The organism is Cyanobacteria bacterium GSL.Bin1 (assembly GCA_009909085.1).
Lineage (GTDB): Bacteria > Cyanobacteriota > Cyanobacteriia > Cyanobacteriales > Rubidibacteraceae > Halothece.
In genome coordinates, this window is sequence record JAAANX010000067.1 from 1 (window position 1) to 22,960 (window position 22,960).

General features: G+C 42.9%; 29 protein-coding genes. 14 read left to right on the top strand and 15 right to left on the bottom strand.

The features are described from left to right. Positions 1 to 525: 525 nt before the first annotated feature. From GVY04_08565 to GVY04_08575, 3 genes are all read left to right on the top strand, one after another. Positions 526 to 993, top strand: coding sequence for a DNA phosphorothioation-associated protein 4 (locus GVY04_08565; protein ID NBD16186.1), 468 nt, complete (start codon positions 526 to 528; stop codon positions 991 to 993). A 37-nt stretch (positions 994 to 1,030) separates the two neighbouring features. Then, complete coding sequence (locus tag GVY04_08570; protein ID NBD16187.1) at positions 1,031 to 1,510, top strand: hypothetical protein; 480 nt, start codon at positions 1,031 to 1,033, stop codon at positions 1,508 to 1,510. A gap of 205 nt (positions 1,511 to 1,715) precedes the next feature. Then, positions 1,716 to 3,242, top strand: a complete 1,527-nt coding sequence (locus tag GVY04_08575; protein NBD16188.1) for a protein kinase — start codon at positions 1,716 to 1,718, stop codon at positions 3,240 to 3,242. Between the two features lie 14 nt (positions 3,243 to 3,256). Here the strand turns inward: GVY04_08575 and GVY04_08580 are convergent, their stop codons facing one another. From GVY04_08580 to GVY04_08590, 3 genes are all read right to left on the bottom strand, one after another. After that, entirely contained in the window at positions 3,257 to 4,141 is an 885-nt protein-coding gene (locus GVY04_08580) for a universal stress protein (protein NBD16189.1), read from the bottom strand. Between the two features lie 223 nt (positions 4,142 to 4,364). After that, positions 4,365 to 4,547, bottom strand: a complete 183-nt coding sequence (locus tag GVY04_08585) for an NblA-related protein (GenBank protein ID NBD16190.1) — start codon at positions 4,545 to 4,547, stop codon at positions 4,365 to 4,367. A 180-nt stretch (positions 4,548 to 4,727) separates the two neighbouring features. Then, entirely contained in the window at positions 4,728 to 4,907 is a 180-nt protein-coding gene (locus tag GVY04_08590) for a hypothetical protein (GenBank protein NBD16191.1), read from the bottom strand. A 68-nt stretch (positions 4,908 to 4,975) separates the two neighbouring features. Between GVY04_08590 and GVY04_08595 the strand changes: the two genes are divergently transcribed. From GVY04_08595 to GVY04_08610, 4 genes are all read left to right on the top strand, one after another. After that, entirely contained in the window at positions 4,976 to 5,536 is a 561-nt protein-coding gene (locus tag GVY04_08595; GenBank protein ID NBD16192.1) for a helix-turn-helix domain-containing protein, read from the top strand. Positions 5,537 to 5,585: 49 nt separating this feature from the next. Beyond that, positions 5,586 to 5,894: a BMC domain-containing protein gene (locus GVY04_08600; GenBank protein ID NBD16193.1), complete on the top strand. Its 309-nt coding sequence runs from the start codon at positions 5,586 to 5,588 to the stop codon at positions 5,892 to 5,894. 54 nt (positions 5,895 to 5,948) lie between these two features. Beyond that, positions 5,949 to 6,302 (top strand): BMC domain-containing protein, encoded by a 354-nt coding sequence (locus GVY04_08605; GenBank protein NBD16194.1) that lies wholly within the window; start codon positions 5,949 to 5,951, stop codon positions 6,300 to 6,302. Between the two features lie 77 nt (positions 6,303 to 6,379). Continuing rightward, positions 6,380 to 7,375 (top strand): methionyl-tRNA formyltransferase, encoded by a 996-nt coding sequence (locus tag GVY04_08610; GenBank protein ID NBD16195.1) that lies wholly within the window; start codon positions 6,380 to 6,382, stop codon positions 7,373 to 7,375. A gap of 1 nt (position 7,376) precedes the next feature. On the opposite strand, the gene GVY04_08615 is transcribed toward GVY04_08610, so the two are convergent. Both GVY04_08615 and GVY04_08620 read right to left on the bottom strand, forming a co-directional pair. After that, complete coding sequence (locus GVY04_08615) at positions 7,377 to 7,736, bottom strand: hypothetical protein (protein ID NBD16196.1); 360 nt, start codon at positions 7,734 to 7,736, stop codon at positions 7,377 to 7,379. Positions 7,737 to 7,964: 228 nt separating this feature from the next. Next, the gene (locus GVY04_08620) at positions 7,965 to 8,243 is read right to left on the bottom strand and encodes a 4a-hydroxytetrahydrobiopterin dehydratase (protein ID NBD16197.1); all 279 of its coding nucleotides are present in this window, start codon (positions 8,241 to 8,243) and stop codon (positions 7,965 to 7,967) included. Positions 8,244 to 8,380: 137 nt separating this feature from the next. On the opposite strand from GVY04_08620, the gene GVY04_08625 reads away from it, so the two are divergent. Next, on the top strand, positions 8,381 to 8,989 hold the full coding sequence (locus GVY04_08625) for a tetratricopeptide repeat protein (protein ID NBD16198.1): 609 nt from the start codon (positions 8,381 to 8,383) through the stop codon (positions 8,987 to 8,989). Positions 8,990 to 9,228: 239 nt separating this feature from the next. Next, a complete protein-coding gene (locus GVY04_08630) occupies positions 9,229 to 9,615 on the top strand; it encodes a hypothetical protein (GenBank protein NBD16199.1) in 387 nt (128 codons plus the stop codon). Between the two features lie 16 nt (positions 9,616 to 9,631). Here GVY04_08630 and GVY04_08635 read toward each other — a convergent pair whose 3' ends face one another. From GVY04_08635 to GVY04_08660, 6 genes are read right to left on the bottom strand one after another with little or no spacing between them, the layout of a single operon-like run. Further along, a complete protein-coding gene (locus GVY04_08635) occupies positions 9,632 to 10,411 on the bottom strand; it encodes an ABC transporter permease (protein NBD16200.1) in 780 nt (259 codons plus the stop codon). A gap of 45 nt (positions 10,412 to 10,456) precedes the next feature. Then, positions 10,457 to 10,912 (bottom strand): hypothetical protein, encoded by a 456-nt coding sequence (locus GVY04_08640; GenBank protein NBD16201.1) that lies wholly within the window; start codon positions 10,910 to 10,912, stop codon positions 10,457 to 10,459. A gap of 3 nt (positions 10,913 to 10,915) precedes the next feature. Further along, positions 10,916 to 12,220, bottom strand: a complete 1,305-nt coding sequence (locus tag GVY04_08645; GenBank protein NBD16202.1) for an AAA family ATPase — start codon at positions 12,218 to 12,220, stop codon at positions 10,916 to 10,918. Beyond that, entirely contained in the window at positions 12,217 to 13,161 is a 945-nt protein-coding gene (locus GVY04_08650) for a cation diffusion facilitator family transporter (protein ID NBD16203.1), read from the bottom strand. The genes GVY04_08645 and GVY04_08650 overlap by 4 nt, the downstream gene beginning before the upstream one ends. A 49-nt stretch (positions 13,162 to 13,210) precedes the next feature. Next, complete coding sequence (locus GVY04_08655; GenBank protein NBD16204.1) at positions 13,211 to 13,468, bottom strand: molybdopterin synthase sulfur carrier subunit; 258 nt, start codon at positions 13,466 to 13,468, stop codon at positions 13,211 to 13,213. A 19-nt stretch (positions 13,469 to 13,487) separates the two neighbouring features. Further along, a complete protein-coding gene (locus tag GVY04_08660) occupies positions 13,488 to 14,045 on the bottom strand; it encodes a GNAT family N-acetyltransferase (GenBank protein NBD16205.1) in 558 nt (185 codons plus the stop codon). Between the two features lie 34 nt (positions 14,046 to 14,079). Between GVY04_08660 and GVY04_08665 the strand changes: the two genes are divergently transcribed. Then, a complete protein-coding gene (locus tag GVY04_08665) occupies positions 14,080 to 14,229 on the top strand; it encodes a DUF3796 domain-containing protein (GenBank protein NBD16206.1) in 150 nt (49 codons plus the stop codon). Positions 14,230 to 14,329: 100 nt separating this feature from the next. On the opposite strand, the gene thyX is transcribed toward GVY04_08665, so the two are convergent. Together thyX and GVY04_08675 are read right to left on the bottom strand one after the other, a co-directional pair. Next, positions 14,330 to 16,204 (bottom strand): FAD-dependent thymidylate synthase, encoded by a 1,875-nt coding sequence (gene thyX / locus GVY04_08670; GenBank protein ID NBD16207.1) that lies wholly within the window; start codon positions 16,202 to 16,204, stop codon positions 14,330 to 14,332. Between the two features lie 18 nt (positions 16,205 to 16,222). Next, complete coding sequence (locus GVY04_08675) at positions 16,223 to 16,807, bottom strand: dCTP deaminase (protein NBD16208.1); 585 nt, start codon at positions 16,805 to 16,807, stop codon at positions 16,223 to 16,225. 261 nt (positions 16,808 to 17,068) lie between these two features. Here GVY04_08675 and GVY04_08680 point away from each other — a divergent pair, with 261 nt between their 5' ends. The 3 genes from GVY04_08680 (at position 17,069) to GVY04_08690 (ending at position 19,857) form a co-directional block, all read left to right on the top strand. Then, a complete protein-coding gene (locus tag GVY04_08680) occupies positions 17,069 to 17,506 on the top strand; it encodes a DUF4079 family protein (protein NBD16209.1) in 438 nt (145 codons plus the stop codon). Between the two features lie 28 nt (positions 17,507 to 17,534). Then, positions 17,535 to 19,520 carry a glycine oxidase ThiO gene (gene thiO, locus GVY04_08685; GenBank protein NBD16210.1) on the top strand — a complete coding sequence of 662 codons (1,986 nt, stop codon included), beginning with the start codon at positions 17,535 to 17,537 and terminating at the stop codon, positions 19,518 to 19,520. A 61-nt stretch (positions 19,521 to 19,581) separates the two neighbouring features. Beyond that, on the top strand, positions 19,582 to 19,857 hold the full coding sequence (locus GVY04_08690; protein ID NBD16211.1) for a GlsB/YeaQ/YmgE family stress response membrane protein: 276 nt from the start codon (positions 19,582 to 19,584) through the stop codon (positions 19,855 to 19,857). Between the two features lie 83 nt (positions 19,858 to 19,940). On the opposite strand, the gene bchI is transcribed toward GVY04_08690, so the two are convergent. After that, positions 19,941 to 21,038: a magnesium chelatase ATPase subunit I gene (gene bchI / locus GVY04_08695; protein NBD16212.1), complete on the bottom strand. Its 1,098-nt coding sequence runs from the start codon at positions 21,036 to 21,038 to the stop codon at positions 19,941 to 19,943. Positions 21,039 to 21,198: 160 nt separating this feature from the next. Continuing rightward, a complete protein-coding gene (locus tag GVY04_08700; GenBank protein NBD16213.1) occupies positions 21,199 to 21,696 on the bottom strand; it encodes a pentapeptide repeat-containing protein in 498 nt (165 codons plus the stop codon). A gap of 192 nt (positions 21,697 to 21,888) precedes the next feature. Between GVY04_08700 and trpD the strand changes: the two genes are divergently transcribed. Continuing rightward, complete coding sequence (gene trpD / locus GVY04_08705; GenBank protein ID NBD16214.1) at positions 21,889 to 22,926, top strand: anthranilate phosphoribosyltransferase; 1,038 nt, start codon at positions 21,889 to 21,891, stop codon at positions 22,924 to 22,926. Positions 22,927 to 22,960: the final 34 nt, after the last annotated feature.

Sequence of the window (22,960 nt, forward strand, 5' to 3'; positions counted from 1 at the left end):
AAACCAACCGACGTAGAGGCGGTTTTCGGTGCTGGTGACCCACTGGCAAAACCGTTCCCAGAGATTCTGGCTTTGTTGTTGCTGTAAGGTGGTTGTCATTGTAGGTATGATTCCGTTTGCTTTGAGTAATGTAAATATAAAATTACAAGGTTTGATAAAAACCTATAGATTAGCTTACTCTCTTTATTGAGCAATTGTCAAGTTTTGTTAAGTGATCGATAGATTACAATACATTTTCACACCTCTCGTCTTCAAGTGCGATGTTCTCTTCAGGAACCGGCGAAGCCATCGCGCTCTAATTGAATCTGTTACCAAGAAAGATAGCGAAGTGCTCTATCATCGATCTATGAGTCGAGTCGCCCTTGTCTCTCTAAGACAACACTAAAAAAACAAGAAATTGCTGAAAGTTTCGACGACTCGGAAGCGACAGTGTGGAAAAACTAAGGATTCAGATTTTTTTCTGAAAAAACTGAGAGCAAAAGCTAAAATCAGGAAAACCGAGCGTCATGGCAGAGTATTTCACTGATGGCAGTTCATCGCATTCGCGTTGCCAAGAAGCAAGCAAATCTCGTCAAAGCCCTAACGATGGGGGAAGAAACAAAAGGAACCTTTGAAACCTATGCTGATGTCATTATATTTGCTGCTGCTTATGGTGGAAAACATCAGCGCTATATTCCCATTACAACTGGCATCAGTCAAGATCCAGCACCCATTAGTTTAGAAATCTTTCTTTCCCGGGGATATGAATGGTCACTGAAATTGATCACAATCACGTACAGTCAAGATCCAGCACTGCTTTCCCCTTACGATGTTCAAGCACAAGCGCAACGAATCAGGTTAATTGAGGGGTTAGCCAATGGCGGCTTGGAGTTGTTAGAAGATGAATTACGTGGTGCAGTAGATTACAGTGATCGGTTATTGTTAATCTTAAATCAAGAACGTTTTCCGATTGCCCAACCACCACCCGATTTTGATCTCACTCATTTTTTGTAACAATAAAAAATGATACAAGCACTAATTATTTGTGAATGTGAAACATAGTTTTTTGCTCGAACCCGGACAATGGAGATTGAAAGGGTTGTGGTGCGAGACGAATCGCACCACAACCCTTTCAGTTGAGGGAACAGTGACTCTCTCTTGGAATCAACCCAACTGGTTTTGTTGGCATCAACAACTAAAATTCCCTAGCAAGGAACAAAACCTTGATAAAGATCACTTTTCTGACTGTTCTGAAATCAATTTTGTTTATCAGGGATACCTTTCTTTTCCACAAAATCAATATACGTTTGTCCTCAAGCATAATATTTTGGGCAACTTAGAAGGCAATGGCTGGATTAATTCCAGTTGGATTATACAACGCTATTGGGTGCTCAATGACCGAAAGCGTCGCCAAGGATTTGAAACGCTCTATCAAGAAAGTACAGGGACTTATCGTCTTTGTAGTTGTCTCACTTATGGACACCAGATCATGACTACACTTGAAGCAACACTAGTTCGCTCTTCTATATAAGACAATTATAATTACTGGACAAGATCAAAAGACAAATGGTAACAAATTAGTAAGCCAAAACCGATCATGATAGCGAAAAAGGGAATTAAAATTAGGCAAGAGTGAACTATAAAAAATTAGGAAGGATATTTCACTCTCTTCATTTGAATCATTGTCTTCATCTTCCAAGTTTTCTTGTTCTTCACATGCATGTTATCTCTGAAAAATGACTGAAGACCGTAACGAGGGTCGTTTACTCGCAAACCGTTATCGCATAATCGAATTGGTTGGAAAAGGCGCGATGGGCCAAGTTTATCGTGCTGAAGATATTGTTTTAGGAGGCTTGACGGTTGCTGTCAAGTTCGTTTCTCAAGCCGTCCTGAATGAAAAACGACGCACTCGCTTTGAGCAGGAAGCAAAAGTCTGCGCCTTACTCGGAGAAAGAAGTATTCACATTGTCCAAGTTCGAGACTATGGCGTTGATGAATATGATGTTCCCTTTTATGCGATGGAATTTTTACAGGGAAAAGGACTGAATGAACTGATTAAACATCGTCCGCTTTCTCTAAAGCGTTTCTTACGTTTAACTCGTCAAATTTGTTTAGGACTACAGTGCGCCCACCAAGGCATTTTCTTCAAAGGAGAATTGTGTCCAATTATTCACCGCGATATCAAGCCCAGCAATATTTTAGTGATTCAAGACCCCACTCTGGGAGAGATGGTGAAAATTCTCGACTTTGGGATTGCAAAATTGATTCAAGCCGGCGGCGATCAAACTCATTCCTTCCAAGGCACCCTTGCTTATTGTTCTCCAGAACAAATGGAAGGAAAAGAGCTGGATCATCGCTCGGATATCTATAGCTTGGGAGTAATGATGTATGAAATGATTACTGGGGAAATGCCCATTCTTCCCGAAAATAATTCCTTTGGGGCTTGGTATCAAGCCCATCGTTACTTCCTACCTGAACCATTTCGGGATGATCTCAACCTTCCCGAATCTCTACAAAATTTTATTGATCGGTGCTTAGCGAAAGAGCCAGAAAATCGTCCGCAAGGCATGGATGAAGTCTTGCAAAGCTTAACGTCAATTGAGGAAGAGATTGCAAAAAGTAAATCTCTTTCTGATCGTCCAACCGCCAACGCTCCCGATTATGCGAAGACCCATCCCGCTCAAACGACGACGGCAACTGATGAAAACTATTATTTGCATGCCTCTTGGCCACCAGATAAACCGCGCCAAAAGATTGTATTTCCTCGTTTAATTAATTCAGACCAGAATGTATTTCCCTCTTTATGGGTCATGTTAGACAAACAAGATATTGAAAAGCGCTTGTTGAGTACGCGATATAATCAATTTTTATTTATTATGTCTCCTCATCCCATGGTGCTCTGGATTACAGCGTTATACAATCCAGACTACGGAACGCGTTGGTTACCTTGTTATTTGGATTTAAAAACAAGTAGTGGACAACGCACGGCTCGCGCTTTAGGGGAGTTAGGTTATTATCGCATTTTATTTTTTGCCCTCGAATCTCCCGGTACCTGTCAACATGTCCTGACTGCCACGATTGCGGGAGCACAACGTCAAAAACTCCAGGATTGGGCACAATCGAGTCAAGCTTGGGAATCTCACGCGAGCCCTCAAATGAGTAAGCAACTCCTCCGACGAGAATTTGAAAATATCAAGCCCAAGATTCAGTTTAAGTTAGAGTCTATGGGAACCGATGCACCGAGCAATGTTTCCGGGCTTTAGAAAAGATTCAACATTTATGATCGCGCTTGGGAGAAAAAGAGAACCGGATACCAACTGCTACGGAGGATTTCATTGGCTAAACTTTGTACCGTCCACTCTAAGAGTCCTCCCCGATCATCAGACCCCACCGCGATCGCGCTGACATCCTTAGTTAATACCCCGTTGAGAATTTCTAAGGTGGGATTGCCAATTCGCACCTGCGTACTGACTTTGACACCAATACTTTCTAAATCTTCTTTTACTTCGGCAATTCGCTTTTCTGCTTCGCGCTGTTTATTTTCAATTGTTTCTTTCGGTAAGCGTCCCGCTTCACTAATCACCCACAAGAGGATACATTCTTCTAAGGTGGAAGTGCCATCATCTTGAACGTATTTTTTAATCTGTTGCACTAAGTATTGAGCGGCTTCGCTATCGTTGTAGGGAATCAGCAGCGATCGCCACAAATGTTGACAGCGCAAATCTAATTCTTCTTTGGTATAAACTGAAATGTGATTGGGGCGGAAAATCATTAGCGGTGCTGAAGTCGCTCGTGCTAAGCTCAGACTAGTACTACCAAAAACTTTCTCTTGTAAAAAGCTCCGAATTGGAGTTCCGGCTAACACCACTTCAATTGCTTCTTGCTCAACAATCCGGGGAATTGTATCGCTTGGCTTTCCGTTGGGAACTTCCACTTTAACTTCTACGCCTTCTGGAACGTTTTCTAGCGCAATTTCAAGTCGCTTCTTCGCTGCTGCTACTTTTTCTTCGTCAACGTGGGGAATCTCTCCTTCTTCCCAATAAGGAACACTGTGGAGAAAAACAATATGATTCAAGCCTGAAGCACTGAGGCTCGGCACAAACGAAGCAAACCGATCTAAGCCGTCAGTAAAATCTGTGCAAATGAGACAACGCTTAAACATGAGTTAGAGAAGGTTTTGACTAAATTCTAGACAAGATGCTGGAAAATTATCCTAACTCTACCATAGACCCAGTTGTCCTCAGTGATCTTCAATCTCTTAATAAATTTTACCTCGATTTACTCGAGTCAGGAACTGAAACGCCCCATATTCCCCAGCTTGCTCAAAGCGGATGAACGAAGCAAGAGAGAGAGGTCGCTCAGCTTAGATGAGCCTTTTGCCCAGGTTATGCTGAGTAGCCTTGGTCAATTCCCCATTCATGTTTGAGGAATTCTTTATACATATTCTCTCGCGCTAGCATTTGCTCATAGAGCTTCACTAAAAACTCTTGGGCTTGCTCTCGGCTCATTTGCTGGACTTGCGTTTCAAAGGAACGAACATTGAATTCTTGCTCTAAGGATAGTTCCATGGTTGACCTCACTATATAAGTTGAACAGGTAAGTCAATTACTTTGTTAACAATTATAAAAAATACTTGACATTTTTTACCATCTTTCCCAAGAAAGAGTTTTTGAGAGAAAGATTCGGTTCTGGCTAATATAGCGAATGACACTCGGTAAAAATTGTTCAGAGTGAACCAAGTAAAGAACTTAACTTTTTTTTCCGAAATAAAATCCCAAAGCAGCAGCAATTAAAATCCCTTGTATTGCGATTAAAAGGGTTAACTCTTCTTGGCGTTGTTCGAGAGGAAGGGCTAAGGTAATCGCAAGAAACGAGCCAATCAAGCTTAATCCGTAGGTGATAACCAGTAAAATCAAAACTGAATTCATATCTTTGTGTGAGAAAATTAATGACCTTTAATCAGCAATCACAACCCATTTCAGAACAGAATGCTGAGGTGAAGAATGACTATACTCTTATATTAAAAAATTTAATGGAAAAAGTTAGAATTACTAATTTTAAACAGTTGAGTCAACAAGCAGGGGTTTCGCAAAAACAAATTCTCAATTTACGTCGGGGAAGGGTGAAGTCAATGCGGGTGGGAGTATTGCTAGCACTGGGGTCCGTTTTGGGGGTGAATATAGATGAGTTGATTAGTTTATTTTCCGGGGAAGCGGTGTCCCCAGAACCTTCTTCGCGAGAACAGTTTCAACGGGAAAGTTTACAGACGATTGAGTCTTGGCTGTTGCAGTGGCCAACAGCCGTTAGCGCGATCGCGCAAAATCCTGATTTACCCGCGCAACGCATTATTAAATTACTTAATCCCTTAGAAAAGTTACTTCAATCGTGGGGCGTGGAAAGAATTGGACAAGTAGGGGAGGAAGTCTCTTATAATCCTCAACAGCACCAACTATTGTCCGGAAATGTCCCACCGGAAACAACAGTGCGGGTGCGCTACGTTGGCTACCGACATGGCGACAAACTTCTGTATCGCGCCAAAGTCGAACCCATAGATTAGTTACAATAGAAAGCATAAGTTTTGGGCACAATCGAGAGGAGAAAATTAAATGCCAGTTGCTGTGGGCGTTATTCAAACGGATGGGTTTCCAGCCGTATTAGCTGCTGCCGATGCCATGGTAAAAGCAGCATCAGTGACCCTAGTGTCTTTTGATAAAGCGGAACGGGCTCAGTTTTTTGTGGCGGTACGAGGCCCGGTTTCAGAAGTAGAACGTTCTATGGAAGCGGGCATTGCTGCAGCAGAAGATAGCTATAACGGAACTGTAATCACCCATTATATGATTCCGAATCCGCCGGATAATGTCGAAACCGTGATGCCAATTGCGTATAGTGACGAAGTTGAACCGTTTCGAGTGTAGAATTATCGTGGCATTGTATAAAAAACAAATTATAAAAATTAAGGAGAAACGTGAATGTCTCTAGATGCAGTAGGTAGCCTTGAAACAAAGGGGTTTCCGGGAGTTTTAGCCGCCGCCGATGCCATGGTAAAAACGGGAAGAGTCACCCTTGTCGGTTATATTCGGGCGGGGAGTGCCCGATTTACCGTTATTATTCGCGGGGATGTCTCGGAAGTGAAAACCGCAATGGATGCCGGAATTCATGCTGTGGATAAAGCTTATGGTGCAACATTAGAAACTTGGGTAATTATTCCTCGTCCTCACGAAAATGTGGAATGCGTCTTACCGATTGCCTATAACGAGAACGTTGAACGATTCCGGGAAACAACGGAACGCCCGCTGATTGGTTCTTCCCAAAATCGCAGCTAAATGGTTGTTGGTCATTTGTTCTTTGTCCTTTGCTTGTCTTGATAACTAATGACCAATGACGAATAACGAATAAACTGATGAAAATTATCTTTTTTGGGACGCCTCATTTTGCCGTTCCCAGCTTAGAAGCGTTACTCCAGCATTCTGACATAGAAGTTGCTGCTGTTGTCACACAACCGGATAAACCAAAAGGAAGAGGGAAAAAACTGATTCCTTCGCCGGTGAAAGAAGTGGCAAGTGTCAATAACCTTCCTGTTTTACAGCCCAAGCGGGTGAAAAAAGACCAAACTGCCTTACAGCAGTTACGAGACTTCAATGCCGATGCGTTTATTGTGGCTGCTTATGGGCAAATTCTATCGCCAGAAATTCTAGAAATGCCGAGTTTGGGCTGCATTAATGTTCATGGGTCGATTTTACCGCAATATCGCGGTGCTGCCCCGATCCAATGGAGTCTATGTAACGGTGAAACAGAAGTGGGAGTGACCACTATGTTGATGGACGCTGGCATGGATACCGGGGCAATGTTAGAAACAGCAACAACCCCTGTGGCTTTGCTAGATAATGCCGAAACCGTGGGGGAACGATTAGCTAAGATTGGGGGCGAGTTATTAGTGGAGACGCTGTTACGTTGGGAAAACGGGGAGATTGAAGCGACCCCGCAAGCTGAAAGTGCCGCCACTTATGCTCCCCTAATTCAAAAAAGTGATTATGAATTGAATTGGTCAAAAAGCGCGATCGCGCTGCATAATCAAATCCGAGGCTTTTATCCTCACTGTACGACTACCCTACGTGGAGAACCCCTAAAAATTCTAGAAACGGTTCCCTTGGGAGAAGCGTATTGGTCGCAACTGCCAGCGACCTATCAAGCGCTGCGTCAACAATGGGAAACCCTTGCGCAAAAAACAGGAGAAGCAGGAGAAATTGTGGCGATTGTGAAAAAATTTGGCGCGATTGTACAAACTGGTAGCGGCTTATTGCTACTGTCTCAAGTGCAACGTTCTGGAAAACGCCCTCAGTTCGGTTGGGATTTTGTGAATGGGATGCGCTTAGCAGAAGGAGAGAAATTCAGTTAAGTTAGGTGTCAACGGGTTGATAAGAGGGACAACCTTCACAGGGACCTTCCGGGTTCACGGCACAGCGTAACAGTTCGGAACGGGCGTTGTACTGGCAAGTAATATCCCCAATGACCCATTTGCCTTCTAAATAAGAGGTTTCTTCCGGGCGTTGCGCCGATTGGACATAAAGGGAGATCTTATCCAAACGATATCCCCCCACTTTATATTGATAATGGTGATGGCGTTCTAAAACCCGATAAGTTTCGCCGTTAATTTCAACATGTTGTCCCGGTTGCGGTCTAGAATCAAGCTGAATTTTTCCCAACGACTGACGAGGATGACTCAAAATAATCTCAGTGGGAAGGGAATTTGGCTCCATCATCACCTACCTTTTTTAGACTACATTACACGATGGTAACGCATTTCACTTTTATGGTAATGAATGATTCAGTCTCAATTAAGAGAATAAAATTTTCCTAGTAAGTCGTGATTAGTCAAGTTACAGGATAAAGCTCGATCATTCATGATACTTAACGCCAAACACAATCGCTCAAAACCGCGATCGCGCTTGGCGTTCCCTGAATCTGAAAAAAATGGGTTTCAGAAATTACATTGAAGAAATGGTGCGAGCCAGATTAAAATCTTTTTCGGTTAATCCTCCCGCATCATGACTGGTCATTCTAATGACCACCGTATTGTAAGAAATTTCTAAATCAGGATGATGTCCTGCCGACTCTGCCGGTTCGACTAACTTATTAACGAACTCCACCGCTTCAGGAAAGCCTTTGAACTTACGGGTACATTTAATAAATTTGCCATCTTGTGTCCAATCAGATAGTTCGTTTAATTGGGTCTTAATTTCGGTATCGCTAAGCAGTTGTGCCATAAGTTTAATTCAATGGTTGTTGATGTTTTCATAGTAACCAATCACAACTTAGAAGGATAAACTTCTCTTTGTCTCCCCTCGTAAGACAGAAGTTAACTTTGCTAAGCTCAAAGGCGTAGTGCGTTTCTTAAACTAATATGTTTCGTGTTTCCCTTCTGCTGGCTTGTCTCGTCTCAGTTACTGTGGCGGGCTGTAGTCGTTCACAAGTTGAGTCTTCTTCTCCGTCTCCGACGCAAGCACAAACGACAGCCGAACCCCTTTCTCCAGAAGAAAAACAAAAAGTTGATACCCTTCTCTCGCAAGGAAATCAAAAGATTGCTGATGGCAAGTATGAAGCAGCAATTACAACCTATAATGAGGCCCTTGCCATCGATCAAACCAACAGTGAAGCTTTAGGTAATCGAGGTTTGGCGCGATCGCGCCTGAAAGACTATCAAGGGGCGCTTGCCGACTATGATCAAGCGTTGACACTTGATGATCAAGCCCATGGCGTGTACTACAATCGCGGGTTGCTGCAAACTCACTTAGAAAACTACGAAAAAGCAGTTGCTGACTTTACGCAAGCCATTAAATATAAACCTGATTATGCCCACGCAATTGGTAATCGAGGCTTTGCCTATGCCGAGTTAGAAAACTATACGGCTGCGATCAAAGACTTGGAAAAAGCGGCACAACTGTTTAAAGAGCGTGGCAATAAACAAACGGCTTACCGTCTCCAGCGAACAGCTCGTTACATTCTGCCTTAACTTTTTCTTAATTCTATACATCCCTCGCTGTGGAGATTACAGATAGATTCTTCCTTCCCTTCCTGACAAAAAACGTAAAATCTTACAGTTTTGTGCCCGGTTAAAGATTACGATTAATAGATAACCTTAACTCTTCCTTCCCAATTTTAAACAGACTCAATTGGATTCAATCACTTCTTGACTGTGTTTAAATCAGGAGGTCGAGTTTTTGTCGTAAAAATGAATAGGAGATTCTACCCATGGCAAGAAGAAAGAAAAAGTTTTCCTGCGGACATCAAGGCTATGGACAAATTTGCCATAGATGTGAGCAAAAAGAATCGGATCGCGTGAGACGAAAAAACCAGCGCCTTGCTTGGGAAGAAAGTTTTAGTAAGGATCCCATCGATCTCACGACCCTCCCTAAAAATGTTGTTCTCAAAACTCGACGCATTATTTCTCAACTCAGACAAGATAGTAATTACCGGCGATTTAGAGGGAAGCGCTTGCGTCATAATCGGTTTATTATTAGCATCCCTGTCAATCGAGATTACCGTTTAATTTGTCGAGATCAGGGCAGTTATGTTATCCCAGAAGCAGTTGTTTCCCATCAGGATTATAACGTTTGCAAACCGGGAAGTGCCAAGTAATTATTTATAATTTTTCCTAACTCGAAGCACTAGTATAGAAGCGGAGTGCGAACTGCCAAAATAAAGCAGATAAAATGAGGAGAAAACAAGCCAGAAATCCTGCTCCTAAAATCCAACTCACTTCGCTTCGTCCTAACATTGTTTCCGCCGGAATTGTTGTTAGAAAAGCAACGGGAATAATAAAGGTAAAGAAAAACCGATACACAGCCGGGTAGGCAACTATCGGAAATCGTCCCGCATCGAGTAGTCCGCGCAAGACTTCAGTGACATTATAAATTTTGACAAACCAAATACTGGTTGCGCCTAACATAAACCATAAACTATAAAGGCTAATTAAACCAAAGGTAATGGGAATGATACTGATGAAATAATTAGCAAGGTTTAAATCAAGACGATTTCCCGCATAAGCAATCAGCGCGATCGCGAACACTAAATCGGGAGTTCCCCAGGGGGAAATTGTGCGTGCAGACAGCCAAAACTGACTGCTAATGGGTTTGAGTAAAATGTAGTCGAGAGTTCCATACTGGACTTGATCCACAATCCGATTCAAGTTTGGAATTAAAAAAGTGGCAGCAAAGCCTTGTAACAGGGTAAATAATCCCAATACCACCATGGCTTCTTCCCAACTCCAGTTTTGGAACGTATAACCCGTGCGATAGAACAAAAATAAACTAAATAAACTCCCAGACAGATTGACTAAACTACTCAACGCAGCAATGAGAAAGTTCAGTCGATATTCGAGTTCTGCAGAAATCGCACTGGTCCAAAATAAACGTAAAACTTTCAAATAGCGCATATTATTAATTGCCTTCGCACTTTTGCTAGCACTTGGAACTAGATTTTAAGGATGATAATCATATCCATTAAGATGATCATCCAAAGACCAGATAAAGACACGCCGATTCGGTATTTGTCTCTTCATTTTTTCCCACTCTTTAATCATAGAGAGAGCAGCGATTCCTGCACCTCGCATTGCAGAATCAGGGAATTCATTCAACCACTCACTTACTTCCTCTAAAGTTGGAACTTGCATCACTGTCCAAGGTGCGTCGCCTGAAATCGCTTTCTTCACTACATCAACAAATATTTCAGCAAACTGACGTTGCTGATTCCCGTTACCGATTTGTGCAATATGATTCCCCGTTTCATAAACTGTTGCCATCGGTAACAACAAATTTGTACCATTCTCTAATAATTTCCCTAACTCTTCCATCACTTCTTGTCTATCCTGATTTTTTTTAGGAATATCAAGTATATTGCATAAGATGGAAGTATCAACAATGGCTACTTCCCCCATTACTCAATTTTTTCCTCCAGCACTGAGAGAAGCAAACCACTCCATTGCCTTTTCTTTCTTTCTTTGTTCTCCTGGATGTTGCTTAACAAATCGTTCTAAAAGCCCACGAGTCATTAAATGACCGACAGAACCTTGAGCAATGAGTTCCGGATAATCAGGAATATCTTGTAATCGAATGAGTTGGCTTGATCCATCTTTGGGATTACGATAACAAAACTCAGTTTCAGGAATTGCATCGTCAGGTAAAGCATCTAACAGTGCAGGATTATGGCTACTAATCAAAACTCGCAAGTTTCGTTCCTTAGCAATATTAGAAATGCGATTGAGTAAATCGGCTGCTCGACTGGGATGGACACCATTATCAATTTCTTCGATCACAACTAGACTTTGTTCTGGAGCAGATAGCATTGCTGCTGCAATTGATAAAACTCTCAATGTTCCGTCAGATAATCTCGCAGCATCATAGGGAGTAGAAATTCCGCCAAAAGTTTCAGTTAATTGTAAAATTACCTCATCACGAGGAGTTTCAATAAAGCTAATATCTTGAATGTCTTGTTCTGGGAGGCTCCGGATAAAGTCCAATACAGCAGTTTTCAAGTCCGGTTTCTGGCATAGATTATAAATAACACCAGAAAGATTCTGACCATGTTCTTGTAGTACCTTATCTGTTTTATGACCATAGGAGCGCATTGCGCTCGGCTCAGGCTCCAGAAAAACAATTTGACTTAACCAGTCAACGTATTTTTTAGTCACTTCAGGAATGATTTCCCGGCTTTTTGTATTTTCCGGACGGAAACGAATATCACTCAAAAGTTGTGTAAATATTGCCATATGGCTACTACATACAATACTTGGTTTTTTACCGCCCCGAGCAAAATTATTATAGGTCACAAAAATATCACTTCCGGCTCCTTGCGGTTCGCTTGTAATTTCGTACAAAGGAACTTTTGAATTAGGACTTGTTATTCTTTCTTGTGTCACATGAAGATTACTATCATCACTAATACTGAGTTCAATTTCAAAATTTTGCCATTCAGGCTCTGTTGTTATACAAGAGAGTTGAAAAGACTTTGCACCTCGATAGCCCAGATTATCTACCTCACCCCTAAAGATATTTTCTCCTTGTTGGTAAGGACTACTAATGAAGCCTAATCGTTCGCCTTTAGCTATTCTGGCTAATATGCGTAGAGCTTCGATTACATTGCTTTTTCCAGAAGCATTAGCACCGATTAGAACTGTTAGCCTAGCAATATATAAAGTCCCAAATCGATAACTTTTGAAATTTTTTAATTGGATTTGAGTAATCACTTTGATTGACTCTCCATAACAACTCTATTGACGGAGGCGGCTTCAATAAAAATTCGTTTGATATCAGGATGAGAGTCTCTAATTTTTGTCTCAATTCGTCGCGTTGCCGTTTCAATTTCATCGGCAGAGAGTTCATCTTTAAACTCAATATTAAGTGCCAACATAATATCCCGAGGTCCTAAATGAAACGTAATCGGCGATTCAGCAGCAGAGACGGCTTCATCGGATTGCACAATTTGTTTAATGCCATTTCTCACTTCTGGAGACGCACTTTCTCCCACTAAAAGACCTTTCGTTTCCGCAACCAAAATGATCGCAACCACTGTCAACAAAATACCAATAATAATCGAAGCAATGCCGTCATAAATTGGGTTATGGGTCACTTCACTCAGAAAAACACCCAAGAACGCTAAAATCAGTCCAACCAGGGCTGCAAAGTCTTCCACAATCACGATAAACGCACTGGGATCTTTACTGTCACGAATCGCTTTCCACAGTCCAACATCCTCATTCCTGGGATAATTCTGATTAAATTCTTTAATGGAAATGAATAACGCCGTTCCTTCAAAAATTGCTGCAACTCCCAGGACAATATAACTGACAACCGGAGAACTAGAAGACTCCGAATGTTGGAAGCTATTCAACCCTTCATATACTGAAACGCCACCGCCTAAGGCAAAGATTAAGACAGCAACGACTAGCGACCAAAAATAAATTTCTTGACCATGACCAAGGGGATGTTCTTCATCAGCAACTCTTTCACTTTGTTTGAGACCATACAGAAGTAAAATTTCGTTAGTGGAATCAACCACTGAGTGAATCCCTTCCGACAGCATTGCTGAACTGCCAGTGATAGCAGCACCGACAAATTTAGCAATTCCGATCGCGATGTTAGCTGCCATGGCAGCATAAATAGAGGTTTTGGATGATTCAGATGTCATAGGGAACGGAATGCCTCCTGATAGGATAATTTGCTATTCAGGTTAGCATTTACCCCCCACTGACCGGTGGAATTAAAACCACTTCATCCCCATCGTTTAAAGGGGTTTCTGGCGGAACAAAATCAAGATTCACCCCAAAATGAGTCACCTCTCGCCACTGTTCTAGTTGCGGATGTTCTTCTAAAATTCGATCTAACACAGCATGAACTGGCGTTGCTGGCGGAAACTCCTGCTGAATTTCTTCGACACCATATGCTTCTTGATAAGCAGCGAAGAGTTTAACCGTAACCGTAATTGATGTTGACATAGCAGTTAATGATCTCTGGTCATTTTGCAATGAGTTTTGTTTTTACTAATTCCACATCAGCATACGTGGTTTCAGAGTAATGGTCATTTCCGACAATTTGGGTCATCTGATTAAAGCCAAGATTCAACCAAAACCGTAAGGCTTGCCAGTTTTTTAAGCTGACAACGACCCGACTTTCTCGATAACCGGCGGTCACTGCTTCTTGTTCCAAATACTGCATCACTTCTTTGCCAAAGCCTTGTCGTTGAAAATCTTTCAAAAAGAATAAACTGCCAATGTATAAGGTTTTTTCTGTGGGGTAACCTTGGTAAAAACTTACCATTCCGATAACAGTTTTGGTTGCTTGAGTTAGGATTAATAACGTTTTTTCTTGGCAAGGCTGACCCTGCGGGGGAAGATCGCTATGATCGATTAAAGACTGAGCAAGTGTTATCGGTTGCTCATCCTGTCCTTGCAATTGGATTGCATCAATATTATCTTTCAAAATAGAAGAAATCATCTCGAAATCATGGCGTTGTGCTTCTTGCAGCAGACATCGTTTGCTTTGACCTTCGCCTGTAAAAAGATTCATCCCCATGCTTGTAATCCTTGATGTTTAACAGGAAATAATCATGAAAAAGTTACCGAAGACTTGGCTTTTAGGATTTTTAGGTTTTCTTAGTTTACTCAGTTTAAGATACTTTCAAACTGGAGAGTTATTATATTTAGTGTGGCTGGTTTGGCTAGTCTGGTTTGTTAATTTTATTCCTAGAGAAAATTAGGATTGCATTCAGCAGATTATTCTAATTAATTCAATTAAGAGAAGGAGGAAAAGTGCTTGTTTTTTTCCTTACCTCTCTTTCTAACTTTAAATCAAATATCTTAAGGTGATAATCTTGCTTTCTTCGCGCGAGTTTCCAGATACCATTGCGCCAGTTGAGGTGTCCACTCTTGAAAATGACCAAAGAGAAGTTCACTAAATTTTTGCGCTTCTAATTGGGCATCTTTTTTCCAGCGTAAATCAAGGAGGTGCATCAGCGATCGCGCATTACAACTCATCACAAAATGCTGTCGGGTATCAAAGGGAATAATTCCTCTGGCGTGTTCTTCGGCTAAGCCCTCTCCAATTCTTTGTTGATAGCGTTTAGTTGCTTCAATGCACCACTCTAAATCTGCTTGACGTTGTTCTTCTGTATAAAAATAGCGTTTTCCTTGACGGTTTGTATATTCACCCACTGGGCGTAAATAAAACACATCTTCGGCATCTCTTTTCCCTTCCGCAACCTCTAAAATACGCTTTCCGGTATAACGGAAAGAATTGTGAACTACAACGCCATTCGCGACAAAGTTATGCCATTTTCCTGTCACTTCTAAGTCATAAGTTCTCTGAAACCCCAAATATTTGACTTGCACTACTTTAATGGGATGAGCTTTCAGTTTACGACCTTTGGGTTTTGGTTTTTCAGGTAATGCTTGAATCGGCACAAAATTCTGAGCAAATTCTAATTCTAGTGATTGACTATGTATTTCTTGATGACAACTTTCACAAACAGTCACTAGATTATCAAACTCATAAGCTTTTTCAGGATGAGAGTAAACTGGCAATAAGTGATGAGCATGAAGTTTACCCCCTCTTACAGCACATTTTTGACAAGTAAAATCAAACTTTTCATGAACTTGAGGCGCAATATTTCGAGTCCATGCACCAACTGCCATCCGTTCGTCAGTAATACCACCTTTCCAAAAATGACTTTCTTTCCCTCGGCGTGTGAATTGTTTAGATCTTTCCCGCCTTTGCTGTCTTTGCTCAGGTGTTAGATTTAACTGGTAAGCACCTTTTAGTCCTTTGTTCCAAGGATTCTTGGTTCCAGGTTTGCACTTATTTAATTGTAAACCATGAAAATAAACCCACTTTTTAATCGCTTCAATTGAACAGCCTGCTTCCTCTGCCATTTGTCTAGCGGTCAGCCCTGCTTTTAATTGAGCTTCTAGCCACTCTTTTTTTTGGTATCGTCCATCACCAACAACAACACCATTTGTCATTAAATAGGAATTCTCGTCATGAGAAACTACTTCTCGGTTAGTATTAGTTACTAAACCAATTGCTTCTTTCATAGTTTGCCACCCTTGAGAAGTAAATAGACGATGATTTTCCGTACAATCTAAGGTGCGACCATCTTCAAGAGTTAAGCGATAAACAGGTTGAACTCCCTGATCAAAGATATTCTGAATATGACCTATTTCAAAAATGCCAGTTTCTTCATTTAAGACACGCAACTTCATTTTCTTGAGTCGAGATTGGCAATTTCGACGATATTCTCCAGGAGGTTCTCCATTACGACCTAAAATTTTTCTTTCTCGAACCGCTTTTTCACCATTGGTCCACAAATCATATAGTTCAGAAATTTTAATTTTTCTGAGATTACCAGAAGCCTTAACAAAGGTAACTTCAGTATCCCCAGCAAGACACTGCACATCAAATGAAATTCCAACTCTATGAGTGCGAATTTGTTGCATCATGGAGTGAGGAAAAAAGCCCACATTAAATGTAATTTGCGGATGCTCTAACGGACCATAATGTCCTCTTTCTCCTGCTAATAAAAACTTGATGACATTCTCTCCCGCTTTTGTTTCATCCGGTGCGCGATCGCGCTTATCCCAAACAAACTCTTCTGAATAATCTTGGTGCATCGCTAACCACATCACCTGTTGTGGGTTTGGTGTTGCTTTAATCACTTCAATTCTAAATTTATCCATTATTTTATTCCTTTTAAATTAAATCCGTGCTAGGGTTACGCGATCAGGTTGCTCTTGATACTTACCTTTTCGTTGTTCATAACTAATTGAACAGGGATCGCCTTCTAAAAAGACTAATTGGACAATTCCTTCATTGGCATAAATTTTGCAGTCTGCACTCGAAGAATTGGATAATTCTAAAGTTAAAAAGCCACGCCAACCTGCTTCTGCAGGGGTTATATTTGCAATTAATCCACATCTTGCATAAGTCGATTTGCCAATACAAATAACCGTCACATTGTCGGGGATTTCTAATCGTTCTAACGCCACTCCTAACCCATAAGAATGGGCGGGAAGAATGAAATAACTCCCTGTTTCATCGCTGCAAAGTTGAGTGGGTTCTAAATTATCAGGATTAAAATTTTTTGGGTCAACAATGGTTCCGGGAATATGACGAAAAATCCGAAACTCATTCGGGGATAAACGAATATCATAGCCGAAGCTACTCAACCCATAAGAAATAACCGGAATATTATCATCAATTTTGCGCACTTGCTGCGGTTCAAAAGGCGAAATCATGCCTTGACTTGCCTTTTCTTTAATCCATTCATCATTTTTAAGCATAATTTTTCCGAATTGATACAAACATAAAAATTACATTAAGTTGCATTTTATTTTCAACTACGCCGAATCAGCAAGCAAAAGCAACAAATACTCAATTTAACACTTATACCACCTCGTAGCTTCCTCATTTAAAATCCCTTCGTGCTCTTTGTGTCTTTGTGGTTATTTCAAAAAGCCAAGGCAAACCTCTATCGGGAATAAAAGTTGAAAGACCAACCGTTTAAGAGATAATGGGAAAGGAAGACCCATTAGGAAAGAATCTTGGATTTACCCTCGTTTCTCTGGTTGTGGAAGATCGCTGCTTGGTCAATGGGCTTGGCTGTAATGGCTTATGGTATTTTAGCGGGGACTGGCATCGGAATGTCCTATTTCCGCGCTCAAAAATCACCCCGTCCTAAATGGTTGCGTCCATTACACTACACGATTGGCATCATTTTAGTCAGCTTAGTTCTGCTGCTACTCACCATTGGTATCGTGGGCACTTTAGGACATTTCGGAAACCTGGGGCATTCTCCCCATTTAATTGCCGGAATTACAGTGGTGGGCTTGGTGCTATTATCAGCAGTTAGTGCGACTCAAATTAGCCCAAAACGCCCGTGGGCAAGGCCGCTTCACGTTACAACCAATGCCGTCTTATTTTTTGCGCTGGCTTATGTGTCTTGGACGGGATGGAGTGTTGTCCAGAAATATTTAAATTGAGAAATAGGCAAGGATTGGAATAGCAACGATGAGTACAGTAATTATTGGTGGTGGCATGATTGGTAGCGCGATCGCGCTTTCACTGCACAAAAGAGGGGAACCCGTCACCGTCGTTAGTCGCAAACAAGCCGAAGCTGCGGGGTTTGCCGCGGGTGGAATGATTGCCCCGCAAGCAGAAGTGATTCCCCCCAGTCCGTTACTCGATTTAGCGCTGCGATCGCGCGAACTTTACCCGGATTGGATTAGCGAACTCGAAGATCAGACCGGAGAGGATACAGGCTATGTTCCTTCTGGGATTCTTGCCCCAGTTTATGAGAAAAGTCAGGCACCAAGTTGCCCTGCGGTTCAATCGGCGACTTGGGTCGATCAGAGTGATCTCGAACTCTATCAACCCGGTTTAGGACAAGAGGTGATTGGGGCTTGGTGGTATCCCGAGGATGCGCAAGTGGATAACATTGCCTTGATGAAAACCCTCTTGCAAGCCGCAAAAGCAAGCGGCGTTGACTTTAGAGAAGGAGTCACGGTTAAAAGTATTCAAAAGCAAAAGGGTCGCGTTACGAAAATTAGAACCAGTGAAGGAGAACTGCAGGCAGATCACTACGTTCTTGCCACGGGATCTTGGGTGAAAGAATTGTTACCGCTTCCGGTACGTCCCGTAAAAGGACAAATGATGTCGCTACAGATGCCAAGGGAACCCTATCCCCTACAACGAGTGCTATTTGGTCCAGGAACTTATCTAGTTCCCCGCCAAGATGGCAGGTTAATTGTGGGGGCAACGGTAGAAGAGGTGGGTTGGACTGCCAATAATACACCAGGTGGAATTAAAACTCTCAGCGATCGCGCAATGCGTCTCTATCCAGACTTACAAGATTGGACAATGGAACGGACTTGGTGGGGCTTCCGTCCCACAACACCGGATGAATTACCGATTCTGGGACAGTCAGACTACGAGAACTTATTCCTCGCCACCGGACACCATCGTCATGGCATTTTACTTGCCCCCATCACCGCTGAAATCATTGCGGAATTAATTACTCATAGCAAAGCCGATCCGCTTCTGGATCATTTTCGTCCCCAACGCTTCCACAGCAAAAATACGCGTCAGTGGTTTACGAACAATCAACAGTTATCTTCTTTAACAACAATGAACGGTCAAAACGGACACTCTCAAATTAGTCATCTCTCTATCGCCAGTCAACCCACAGCAGCCCAAAGTGAGGATCAGCCCTTAGTGATCGCAGGGCGTCGATTTCAATCCCGCTTACTAACCGGGACTGGAAAATTTCCCAATCCTGAAATTATGCGTCAAAGTTTGGCAGCAAGTGGTAGCCAGATTGTCACCGTAGCAGTGCGCCGGGTTCAAAATAAAGTTCCTGGACATGAAGGATTAGGAGAAGCCCTAGACTGGAATCAACTCTGGATGTTACCGAATACCGCCGGCTGTAAAACCGCAGAAGATGCAATCCGGGTGGCAAAACTAGGACGAGAAATGGCGAAGTTATTGGGACAAGAAGATAATAACTTTGTGAAATTAGAAGTCATTCCCGAACCGAAACACCTCCTCCCTGATCCGATTGGCACCTTAGAAGCAGCAGAAAAATTAATTAAAGAAGGCTTTGCGGTTTTACCCTATATCAACGCTGATCCGGTGCTTGCCAAACGTTTAGAAGAGGTGGGTTGTTCCACGGTGATGCCCCTCGGATCGCCCATTGGTTCAGGACAAGGAATTAAAACCGAAGCCAACCTGCAAATTATCATCGAGGAAGCGAACGTTCCGGTTGTGGTCGATGCCGGGATTGGGACGCCCAGTGAAGCCGCTTATGCCATGGAATTAGGGGCAGATGCCTTATTAATTAATAGCGCGATCGCGCTGGCAAAAAATCCCGTTGCCATGGGTCGCGCCATGGGGATGGCAACGGAAGCCGGAAGACTCGCCTACCTCTCCGGACGCATTCCCATTAAACAATATGCCAGCGCCAGTTCTCCTACCACTGGCTTAGTCGGATCAGCATAGTGGTCATTCGTCATTCGTTATTCGTCATTAGACATTGAAACCAAGGACTTAAGGACAAATTATGGGCATTATCACTTGGGCAATTTTAGGACTGATCGCTGGCGCGATCGCGAAAGCGATTTATCCGGGCGAACAAAATACAGGGCTTGCGGGAACCATGGCATTAGGGATTCTGGGTTCTCTCGTCGGTGGTTGGATTGGCGAACAACTGCAAGAGTTTTTAGACATTCCGAGTCCAGCAGTCGGAAGTTTTAGCTTATCGGGGATTATTACTGCTGTTCTTGGCGCGATCGCGATTATTTTTATTTGGGGTTTATTAACAAAACCGAGTCGTTAATCAAAATGAGAAACTTGCAAGGTCAATTAATTTCTCGCCTTGATTCAATCCCCCTAGAAAGGGGGAGAATTCAAGATAGAGAACTAACTTTCTTCGTCTTCTTCTAATTCCAAACCAAAGACTTGCGCGATCGCTTTTTCTACTTTATAGCCAGAATCAATCGACTCTAAGGGATCTTTGCGGAGACGATGACGAAGACAAAAAGGCATCACACGACGGATATCATCGACAGTAACTTCCGTGCGTCCTTCCAAGGCAGCTAGTGCTTTCGCCGCCCGATTGGTGACAATATCACCCCGCAAGCCATCCACGTCTAACTCACCACAAACTTGCGATACTTTCACCCGCAAATCATATTCCATTTGTACTTCGGGAAGTAAGGCTTGCGCTTGGACAATTTTTTCTTGTAACTCAGTTTGTTGGTCTTGGTAATGCTGAGTAAATTCTTGGGGATTTTGATCAAAATCAGATCGCTGCTCAACAATTTTGACCCGCAATTCAGGATCTCTAACGGTCCGTACTTCCACATTCATGCCAAACCGGTCTAAAAGTTGGGGACGCAATTCTCCTTCTTCCGGGTTCCCCGAACCGACTAACACAAACCGCGCTGGATGACGAATAGAAATGCCTTCCCGTTCCACCGTATTCCAGCCACTGGCTGCTGAGTCTAATAACACATCAACCAAGTGATCATCTAAGAGGTTCACCTCATCGACATATAATAAGCCTCGGTTGGCTTTCGCCAGCAACCCTGGTTCAAAGGCTTTTACCCCTTCCGAAAGGGCTTTTTCAATGTCAATGGTTCCGCAAACCCGGTCTTCTGTTGCCCCCAGAGGCAGGTCAATCATGGGAACTTGATGTTTAACAGTAGTCAGTGGTTCTTCCTGTTCCCACTTAGTACGCACTTCCTCACTCATTAAATCAGGGTCATCGGGATGGCTGTTAAACGGATCGCCGGCGACAATATCAATTTCAGGGAGTAAATCAGCTAAAGCCCGGATTGTGGTGGATTTACCGGTTCCGCGATCGCCCATAATCATGACCCCGCCAATTTTGGGGTCAATGACATTGAGCAATAACGCCAACTTCATATCGTCTTGACCGATAATAGCGGTAAAGGGAAACACAACGCGACGCCGCGTTTTTTGGGAAATCGGAGGAGTATCTGCGGTGACTGTCATATTAAATGGTATTGATTATTGCTTAGTTTTGATCTCAATGCAAACCACTAACCTTCTACTCTAACGCAATTGGGTTGTAATCTGGGGGAGCAGTGTTCTTGATTAGTAGCAGTAACCGCGAAAACATGATCGTGTTCGGTTTTCTCCGAAGTAACAATTTCTAACGACAACCGAGAGACTCACGAGTGGAAATGCCTGTGGTGGGATTCACGCCAGATGCCCGCTCACAGAGTTTTTTCACTTGTAGCCGATCCACAACAGCATTTGTAAAATCAGCACCTTCTACGATCGCGCCATCAAATTTAGACCGTAACATCATCGCCTCAGTGAGAACGGCATTGGTCAAATCAATCCCGGTAAAGTCGGTCAAGTAAGCAATCCCATTGGTAAAATTAACCCCTCGCCAGTTGGCATTGTGTAAGGTTGCCCCATTAAAAACAGCCCCTTCTAGGTCAGCATCATGAAAATCAGCCCCTTCAAGATCTTCATCATAAAATTCTGCTTCAATTAGGGTTTGGCCAGAAAAGTCTTGAGTTTCTGCTTGCACGGCTTCATCAAAGGAACGGACTGCTCGTGGAGTTGCCGCTAACACCGGTGAGGACACAAAAAAGAGCGCGATCGCGCTGACAATTAAACTAAACTTTAAAATCGTTCGCATTTTAATTTGAAATTGAATACTTCCTTTAGTGTTTATCTTAATATTTCTTTACGCTTTCGGAAACCATAACCGGGAATAATTGACAATCAACCCCGAAAAATTGACAATTTATGATCAGTTTGTCGGTTAGGCTCGATGCGCCACAAACAACTGAGTTGGCAAACAACAATCCATCCTTAACGAGAACCCAACATGACTTCTCCCACTGACTGGTCAACTTTATTGCAACAACTCCTGGATCAACAGTCCCTATCCCAAGAACAGTCCGCCACTCTAATGGCAGGGTGGCTCAATGAAGACATTCCCCCGGTTCTCTCAGGCGCTATTTTAGCCGCTATTCAAGCAAAGGGGGTTTCACCAACGGAACTGGCAGGAATGGCACGGGTGTTGCAAGAACAATCGCTGCAAAAAAATCCTCTCAGTTATTCAGAAGCCGTTATTGATACCTGCGGTACGGGAGGAGATGGCGCCTCCACCTTCAATATTTCCACTGCTGTTGCCTTTGTGGTGGCAGCAGCCGGGGTGAAAGTGGCAAAGCATGGCAACCGTTCGGCATCGAGTAAAGTGGGTTCTGCCGATGTTTTAGAAGCCCTCGGGATTAATCTCAATACGTCCATTGAACGCACGCAAAGTGCCCTCGAAGCAGTAGGCATTACGTTTTTATTTGCCCCCGGTTGGCATCCGGCAATGAAAAGTGTGGTTCCCTTACGCAAAACGCTGAAAGTGCGTACCATTTTCAACTTGTTGGGACCTTTAGTGAACCCGTTACGTCCCACGGCACAAGTGATGGGAGTGTTTGATAGCAAGTTAATTGATACTGTTGCCCAAGCCTTTCAGTTACTCGGAATGGAGCGCGCGATCGTCCTTCATGGACGCGAAAAACTGGATGAAGCCGGGTTAGCGGCTCCCACTGACTTAGCGATCCTAGACCACAAAGAAGTGGTTGTCACCAGTATTGAACCAGAAAGCATCGGGTTGCACTCCTTACCGACAGAAACCCTCAGAGGAGGAGAATTAGCTGAAAATAAGAACATTCTTACTCAGGTGTTACAGGGAAAAGGGAGCATTGCCCAACAAGAGGTGGTTGCCCTCAATGCCTCTCTCGCTTTACAAGTGGCAGGGGTCGTTCCCCTCTATGCCCACGAAGCGGGAATTAAGAAATCAAAAGAAATTTTGAGCAGTGGTGCAGCTTGGGAGAAGCTAGAAGCCTTAGTGGCGTTTTTACGATGAATGACACAGAAAGTCACCGCATTCACAATTAATT